This is a genomic window from Alteromonas sp. AO-Serp, assembly GCF_017849675.1.
Taxonomy (GTDB): domain Bacteria; phylum Pseudomonadota; class Gammaproteobacteria; order Enterobacterales; family Alteromonadaceae; genus Alteromonas; species Alteromonas macleodii.
Map to the genome: position 1 here is coordinate 1 of NZ_JAFLMX010000337.1, position 7,671 is coordinate 7,671.

At 43.1% G+C, this 7,671-nt stretch carries 7 protein-coding genes and 1 pseudogene; 4 read left to right on the forward strand and 4 right to left on the reverse strand.

All coding sequences use genetic code 11. From position 1 onward, the window contains the following. Positions 1-26: 26 nt before the first annotated feature. Positions 27-488: a DUF2489 domain-containing protein gene (locus QVA83_RS21180; protein ID WP_014975247.1), complete on the forward strand. Its 462-nt coding sequence runs from the start codon at positions 27-29 to the stop codon at positions 486-488. 112 nt (positions 489-600) lie between these two features. Here the strand turns inward: QVA83_RS21180 and QVA83_RS21185 are convergent, their stop codons facing one another. Beyond that, on the reverse strand, positions 601-1,209 hold the full coding sequence (locus QVA83_RS21185; RefSeq protein ID WP_287498935.1) for a DNA-3-methyladenine glycosylase I: 609 nt from the start codon (positions 1,207-1,209) through the stop codon (positions 601-603). A gap of 146 nt (positions 1,210-1,355) precedes the next feature. Between QVA83_RS21185 and glyQ the strand changes: the two genes are divergently transcribed. From glyQ to QVA83_RS21200, 3 genes are all read left to right on the forward strand, one after another. Continuing rightward, the gene (gene glyQ / locus QVA83_RS21190; protein ID WP_014947716.1) at positions 1,356-2,261 is read left to right on the forward strand and encodes a glycine--tRNA ligase subunit alpha; all 906 of its coding nucleotides are present in this window, start codon (positions 1,356-1,358) and stop codon (positions 2,259-2,261) included. Between the two features lie 2 nt (positions 2,262-2,263). Next, positions 2,264-4,342 (forward strand): glycine--tRNA ligase subunit beta, encoded by a 2,079-nt coding sequence (gene glyS / locus QVA83_RS21195; RefSeq protein WP_287498936.1) that lies wholly within the window; start codon positions 2,264-2,266, stop codon positions 4,340-4,342. Between the two features lie 84 nt (positions 4,343-4,426). Beyond that, positions 4,427-4,870, forward strand: a complete 444-nt coding sequence (locus QVA83_RS21200; RefSeq protein WP_156077631.1) for a hypothetical protein — start codon at positions 4,427-4,429, stop codon at positions 4,868-4,870. Between the two features lie 67 nt (positions 4,871-4,937). Here QVA83_RS21200 and QVA83_RS21205 read toward each other — a convergent pair whose 3' ends face one another. The 3 genes and pseudogenes from QVA83_RS21205 to gyrB all read right to left on the reverse strand — a co-directional run. Continuing rightward, positions 4,938-6,074, reverse strand: a complete 1,137-nt coding sequence (locus QVA83_RS21205; protein ID WP_231513014.1) for a hypothetical protein — start codon at positions 6,072-6,074, stop codon at positions 4,938-4,940. Between the two features lie 29 nt (positions 6,075-6,103). Further along, positions 6,104-6,790 (reverse strand): hypothetical protein, encoded by a 687-nt coding sequence (locus QVA83_RS21210; protein WP_287498937.1) that lies wholly within the window; start codon positions 6,788-6,790, stop codon positions 6,104-6,106. A 178-nt stretch (positions 6,791-6,968) separates the two neighbouring features. After that, positions 6,969-7,671, reverse strand: a pseudogene (gene gyrB, locus QVA83_RS21215) (DNA gyrase subunit B); the annotation flags it as partial.

The following is a 7,671-nucleotide window of genomic DNA, read 5'->3' on the forward strand; positions in this document are numbered from 1 at the left end:
GCACTAATAAAAAACGGGAAAGAGTCATGCTTTGGGCAGTACTTTCAGGCATCGCGCTACTAATTATTCTTGCGCTAGGCTTTTACGCAGGCAAACTGCTGTTTATGTTAAAACAGCAAAAAGAGCGACAAGAAGCCGCAAGGCAGTCGCGCGTAGCCACTATAACCGACAGTATTATAGTAATAGCTAAGGCGATGGAGCAGCAGCAATGTGATTTGTCAGAAGGCGTAATTCGCATCGTGAACTTGCTTAACGCGCTTCCAATAAGTACTCCGCCTGATTTTAAAGCGCAGTATCCCAACATTCATGCACTATTCACAGAGGTAAGCGGTTTTGCAATTTTAGAAGCAAGGCAACAGCTACCTAAGAATGAGCGAAGAAAGCAAGATATCGCTCGCGAGCAGATTGAATCGGAGTACGAATCTAAAGTGTTGGACGAATTACCACCGCTGAAGGCGTATTGTGAGACACTTATAGCCACTAAATAACGAGTAAGCGCTACGCTGATTTAAAAGATAAAAACTGATGCAATCAATATCGAAAATGGCCGAGTACAGTATGTAGTCGGCCATTTTTTTAACCCGGTTACCTTTGCCTATATCACTTTATCGCGAGGTCGCAGGTACGCTCGTAGCAATGACACCCTACCTCGTGGTCATTGACCATACCTACAGCTTGCATAAAAGCGTAGCAAATCGTTTCACCTACGAAATTAAATCCGTGCTTTTTAAGTGCTTTTGACATTGCTTTAGACGCATCGGTTGATGTGGGTGCTTGCCTGAAGTCTTCCCATGCATTAATGACCGTACGTCCATATGTAAATTGCCAAATAAAATCACTGAATGGCTGCGACGCTTCGATAGCTAAAAAACCCTTGGCATTTTTGATAACCGACTCTATTTTGAGCTTGTTTCTGATTATGCCGCTATCTTGCATAAGTCTGTCGACATCAGCGGGGCCCATCTTCGAAATTTTCTCAGGGTCGAACTGATAGAATGCCTGTTCAAAATTCTGCTGTTTTTTCAAAATGGTCAGCCAAGATAAACCAGCCTGTTGTCCATCGAGGCATAACTTAGCAAACAACGCGCGCCTATCTAGCTCGGGTACACCCCATTCGTTATCATGATACGCTAAATAAATAGGGTCGCTGCTTACCCAACCGCAGCGATGCAAAGGCATATTTTTTTCTATTTTTGTTTGATTGGGCATGGCTTAAGATTAAATCCTTGTTGTGAAGTGGCATATTGGCTTTATTCGTGACGTTTTTTCACCCTTTACACCTACATACTATGCCTCACAAATTGTATACTATCCCACCTTTATTTTAAGTCAGATAACTAATAAGCAGCGGATGTATGCAGAAATACGATATTAAGACCTTTCAAGGGTTGATCCTTGCGCTTCAAGATTATTGGGCGCGTCAGGGCTGCGTTATTATTCAGCCTCTGGATATGGAAGTGGGTGCCGGTACTTTTCACCCTATGACGTTCCTACGTTCTTTAGGTCCAGAGCCAATGAGTAGCGCCTATGTTCAACCGTGCCGTAGACCAACCGATGGTCGTTACGGTGAGAACCCAAACCGCTTACAACATTACTATCAGTTCCAAGTAATGCTTAAGCCTTCACCTGACAATATTCAGGAGTTGTACTTGGGCTCTTTGAAAGAGTTAGGATTCGATCCGCTGGTTCATGACATTCGCTTCGTAGAAGACAACTGGGAATCACCCACGCTTGGTGCGTGGGGTCTAGGTTGGGAAGTGTGGCTAAACGGTATGGAAGTAACTCAGTTTACCTACTTCCAGCAGGTAGGCGGTCTAGAGTGTAAGCCTGTTACCGGCGAAATTACCTACGGCTTAGAGCGACTCGCCATGTACGTTCAAGGTGTCGATAGTATCTACGACCTGGTTTGGACTGACGGCCCTATGGGCAAAGTGACCTATGGCGATGTGTTCCATCAAAACGAAGTAGAACAATCGACGTATAACTTCGAACACGCCAACGTTGAAGCCTTATTTAGAACCTTCGACGAATGTGAAGCAGAAAGCAAAAAGCTTATCGAAAACAACCTTCCACTTCCTGCCTATGAGCAGGTTATGAAGGCGTCACACGCATTTAACTTGCTTGATGCTCGTCATGCTATCTCAGTGACTGAACGCCAGCGCTATATTCTTCGCGTTCGAACGCTAGCCAAAGCGTGTGCAGAAAGCTATTACCAAGCACGTGAAGCACTTGGCTTCCCACTATGTAACAAGGAGGCATAAGCGTGCGTACAGAAAATTGTTTAGTTGAATTAGGTACTGAAGAACTCCCACCAAAAGCGCTTAAGTCTTTAGGTGAAGCCTTCGCCACGCAGTTTGAAGCTGCGCTTACGCAAGCTGACTTAAGCTTTGATTCAGTCAGCTGGTTTGCAGCTCCTCGCCGCTTAGCCGTTTATGTTTCAGGTCTTGCTGAAGGTCAGGCTGACAAAGTAGTAGAGAAACGCGGCCCAGCAGTATCAGCCGCGTTTGACGCCGACGGTAATCCCACTAAAGCAGCACAAGGTTGGGCTCGCGGTAACGGCATTGACGTTGCTGACGCAGAGCGCCTTGTAACTGACAAAGGAGAGTGGTTACTTCATAAAGCCCACGTTCCGGGTCAATCAGTTGCAGAGTTATTGGAAGGCCTTATAAACCAAGCGGTAAGCAAGCTACCTATTCCAAAGCCGATGCGTTGGGGTAATTACAATACTCAGTTTATACGCCCGGTACACACCCTTTGCGTGCTTTACGGAAGCGAAGTGGTTAACGTTTCTGTATTGGGTTTAACAAGCGGCCGCGTTGTTCAGGGTCACCGATTCCACGGCGAAGGTCGCTTTGAACTTGATCATGCTGACAATTACGCCTCTGCCCTAGAGCAACAATATGTGCTGGCAGATTTTGAGGCGCGTAAAGATAAAGTGCGTCAGCAGCTTGAAGACGCAGCGCAAAGCTTGTCGCTTAAGCCAGACTATAATGAAGACTTACTGGAAGAAATCGCGTCACTTGTAGAGTGGCCGGTTGTACTTCAAGCTGGGTTTGATGAGGCTTTCTTGGCAGTACCGAAAGAAGCGCTTATCTATACCATGAAAGACGACCAAAAATATGTGCCGCTGCTAGATAGCGATGGTGCACTTTCAAACACTTTCTTATTTGTAACGAATATCGAAAGTCGCGATGCGTCTCAAGTTATTTCTGGCAATGAAAAGGTTATCCGCCCTCGTCTTGCAGACGCTGAGTTCTTCTTTAACAGCGATAAAAAGACGACATTAGAAAGCCGCCTTGAAAGCTTAGAAACCGTGTTGTTCCAAAAACAGCTTGGTACGCTAAAAGAAAAGTCTGAGCGTATATCCGCCCTATCGGCGTTTATTGCGTCGCAAATAGATGCGAATGAAACACAAGCTGCACGAGCAGGTCTTCTAGCTAAAACCGACTTGATGTCGAACATGGTTATGGAGTTCCCTGACGTTCAAGGTGTTATGGGTAAATACTATGCGCTAAACGACGGTGAAGATGCGCCCGTTACAGAAGCACTGTATGAACAATACATGCCGCGTTTTGCTGGTGACGCACTTCCTAGTTCAGGCGTTAGCGCGTCGGTCGCGCTTGCTGACAAACTAGATACTCTTGTGGGTATTTTTGGTATTGGCCAGTTACCGAAGGGTGATAAAGACCCATTTGCGCTTCGTCGTGCAGCTATCGGTGTATTACGTATTGTCACTGAGCTGTCACTGCCGCTAGATCTTGAAACGTTAGTAAGCAAAGCTATCGATGTGTATGGCGATAAGTTAACGAATGCAGAAACACAATCTCAGGTTGTTGATTTTGTATTGGGTCGATTTACTGCGCTCCTACAAGATCAAGCTATCGCCATTGACGTTATTCAGGCCGTTGCTGCTCGTCGCCCTACTAAGCCAGCTGACTACTTAGCCCGAGTTCATGCGGTAGATAAGTTCAGAGCATTGGAAGAAGCCGAAGCGCTAGCTGCCGCTAACAAGCGTGTTGCAAACATCCTTGCTAAGCAGAACGTTGAAGTGACAGACACAGTGAATATTGATGAGTCACTGTTAGCTGAAGAAGCTGAAAAAGCGCTTTACGTTGAGCTGAAAGCCGCACAGAAAGAAGTTGATATTGCTGTTCCTTCACAGGACTACACGCGTATTCTTACTGCGCTTGCAACCTTACGTAATGTAATCGATAACTTCTTCGATAACGTAATGGTTATGGCTGATGACGAAGCGGTTAAAAATAACCGACTTGCTTTACTGTCGCTTTTAAGGCAACTTTTCCTTACTACCGCAGATATATCTATTCTCGCGAAGTCGTAGGCTAGTAAGAGTTAACGCGGTTTTATGCCGTGAAAAACAAAGAGCCCAGCCTTAACGTTGGGCTTTTTTATAAATGGAGACGCTGTGAAAAAGTTACTAACTATTGCTTCTATATGCATAACACTTTCAGCATGCTCAAGCAGTGGAAGTTTTAAAATTCCAGAAATAGCACCGGACGTGCCTCGCATTCAATTCGAAAACATGTTTCTTAGAGGTGTATTTAACTGGTGGGAGGCTGACCCAAGTTACAAGTTCAAACGATCAAATTCAGGCTGGACAGTAGACGTTGAACTCATAGCCGACGGACAACCTTATGATTTTAGGTTGTCAGATGCAAAATGGACGCCCTCACAAAGCTGTGGCGGCAAATATAAAGGGCAGCCTGTAATGTTAGGCTCCACTGTTTATTTAGTCTGCGAACAGGGCTCAGAGAACTTGCAATTTACCCCCTCCTCAACTGGCACCTATCGCTTTACAGCAACAGCAGCAAGTGCGGGGGAAGTCGCCTTGGTCGTGTCTAAATTGTAGTTAGCTTAGGTTTGACTATTCACCTTCTGCGAGAAAGATCGCTTTTAGTCTTTTTCGCAGCAGGTATTTAAAAGAATTCTATTTCAAGTTCGGTTAGCATCATTGTCCCATCATCGTTTTCAACGAAATATAGATCGTACTTTGCATCATCTAGAAATACCTGCCAATAATCGTCATTACCCATTACTTCATCACCGTAAAGCGCCTTAACCTCAGTGCTAGGTTGTTCAAAATAGTGCTCTGCAAACTTCCAATCTTCTAGATTCTGTTTGTTTCTAAACACACTTTCGTAAACAGATAACTTACTTAGTTCTTGATAACTAAAGTTCAGTACAAGATGGTTGCCATATACTTGAATAACATCACCGTTATCCGCATAAGCATCAAAAATTGGACGAAACCCCTGCTCATCTAATTGCTCTATCGTTATGGTTTCACCCTGTTTACGCTTACTGTCAACAAAAGCGATAACTTCATTGTATTGATGTGCTTTCTCAGTTTCATTGCTTGAATCTTTTATATAAGCAGTATCCGTATATCCATACTCGAAGCCGTTAACTAGCCATTCCTTTTCACCGTTTATAATTTTCAAATCTATTATTACATCAAGATTTACATCAGCTTCCTTTTTCAGAGTAAATCGGTATTTGCCTCTTTCAATTTGATTCCCCTCAGGCAACTGTTTTAACAATTCCGCCTTTTTAGTCTCGTAGCCGACTTTCTCTTCTATAAGCCAATCGCTGTTAAACCGATTATCAAAGGCAATAGAATTAGTAAGGGTTGTTGATAACCAGTGATTTTCTGTAGTCACTTTTTTTACTATTCCTTTGTGGGTCACCACCCAAAGGTTTCTCCCATAAGAATACAGCACGGTGTCTTTGTTAACGCTATACGTTGACGTAGGTGTACCGAGTACGCGCAGCATACTTGTTACACTCTCATTGATTGTTAAGCCAAATACACCACCTTTAAGGGAAATATTATTGTTCTGTAGCGGTGGCTGGGATTTATTGATACTTGGTGTACGAGATATAGAAAACTTTACCTCGTCTTCAATGACTAGCACGGTTTCTTTTTCTGCTCCGTTTGTCACTGTTACCGATTTATCGGCATTATCTACAATCTTATAATTAGTTTGTGCTAATGCGCTTGTTACCGTGTGGAGCATTAGCAATCCCATGCATGCAATGACTGTTTTTTCCATAATATTTTCCATCCCTTTAAGTCCATTATTTAACGTTTATTTGCTGATTGAGTGTTTTTATATTGTTCACCTATCGCATTTATTTCATTTTTGTATTTCTTCGCGGTTTCAGGATGTCTTAAGACGCTTGATAATCTTACCTCTACATTCGCAATCATTTTTCTTAACGGGTAATGCTCCAGCTCGTCTACTTGACTCAAAAATATGGCGATATCTTTCAAATCAGATATACAACATGATTTAATATCAACGCTGTATTGCTTAGCCAAAAATTTCACCATGCCATCACTTGTCGACGTACTATTACTGGTTAGTGGCTGTAATGGCATATCTTCTATGTCTTTCTTGAAGCTTACCGTCATATCTACTGACTGGTGCAGGAGCTTTACTGCTGTTAGGCCTGCACTATTTACATAAGAACCAATTCGATTATCAAGGGCTGCTAAGCTTTCGCTCTTAAGGTTAATTTTGGCATCAATAAATACTTGCTTAGCACGAAGTGCTATTTCACTCGCATAAGAAATGTGGTTTAAATCTTCTAGGAAAATACCCTTAACTTTGGTATCTAGAATGATGTTCGCTTTTTCAATGAGAACAGCCTGGGCTTTCTTGGCCTCTGATAGTCGAATCTGAGACTCTGTAAGTCCAGCCTGTTTTGAACAGCCTATTATTAAAAACGCAACGAAGATGGAAATAATACACAAACGTCCTGTCATTTATATGTCCCTGTTTTAGTTGATAAGACCACTTATCAGCTTGTCACATAAATTTATACTAGAACAACTTTTACTCTTTTGTAAGGCTCTTCAACATTTCGTTAAGATACATTTTTGTACACAAAAAAAACGACCCTACCTGGGTCGTTTTTAAAATATGCATCATTAAATAAATAATCTACACGTCTAAGTTTTCCACTTTAAGCGCGTTAGCTTCAATAAACTCTCGACGAGGCTCAACTTGGTCACCCATCAATGTAGTGAACAGCTGGTCACAACCAATGGCATCCTCAATGGTAACTTGTAGCATACGGCGGCTTTCAGGATCCATGGTGGTTTCCCATAGTTGCTCAGGGTTCATTTCACCTAGCCCTTTATAGCGCTGAATGTATTGGCCGCGTTTCGCTTCATTCATTAGCCACTCTAGGGCTTCTTTGAAAGACTCAACTGGCTGTCTACGCTCGCCACGCTGAATATAGGCGTCTTTGCCCATCATGTCGTTAATGGCAAGGTTAAGCTCTTTAAGGCGCTGATATTCAGACGACTCGATAAACTCATGATCGATAACGTACTCATAATCGATACCGTGCATACGCATAATGATTGTAATGTAGTACTCGCTAAGCTCAGCATCAGTGCGAATTTCATAACGGTATGTAGCACCATCGTTTTCGCGCTCTGTAAGCTGCTCTACGAAGTGTTTCGCCACATGCTCTAGTGCAGATTGATCTTTAAGGTCTTCAAGGTTTAGCGTAGGCGTGTAAAGCATTCTGTAGAGGATAGATGCAGGCATAAGACGTTTCATACGTGCAATCATCTTCTCTACCGATTGGTACTGCTTAACAAGGTTTTCAAGGCCTACACCACTAATACCTGGGTCT

Bases quoted from the DNA above. Each gene is read 5' to 3' on its own strand.
- glyQ (WP_014947716.1), top strand. From the start codon at position 1,356: ATGCAGAAATACGATATTAAGACCTTTCAAGGGTTGATCCTTGCGCTT.
- QVA83_RS21180 (WP_014975247.1), top strand. From the start codon at position 27: ATGCTTTGGGCAGTACTTTCAGGCATCGCGCTACTAATTATTCTTGCG.
- QVA83_RS21205 (WP_231513014.1), bottom strand. From the start codon at position 6,074: ATGGAAAAAACAGTCATTGCATGCATGGGATTGCTAATGCTCCACACG.
- QVA83_RS21185 (WP_287498935.1), bottom strand. From the start codon at position 1,209: ATGCCCAATCAAACAAAAATAGAAAAAAATATGCCTTTGCATCGCTGC.
- QVA83_RS21210 (WP_287498937.1), bottom strand. From the start codon at position 6,790: ATGACAGGACGTTTGTGTATTATTTCCATCTTCGTTGCGTTTTTAATA.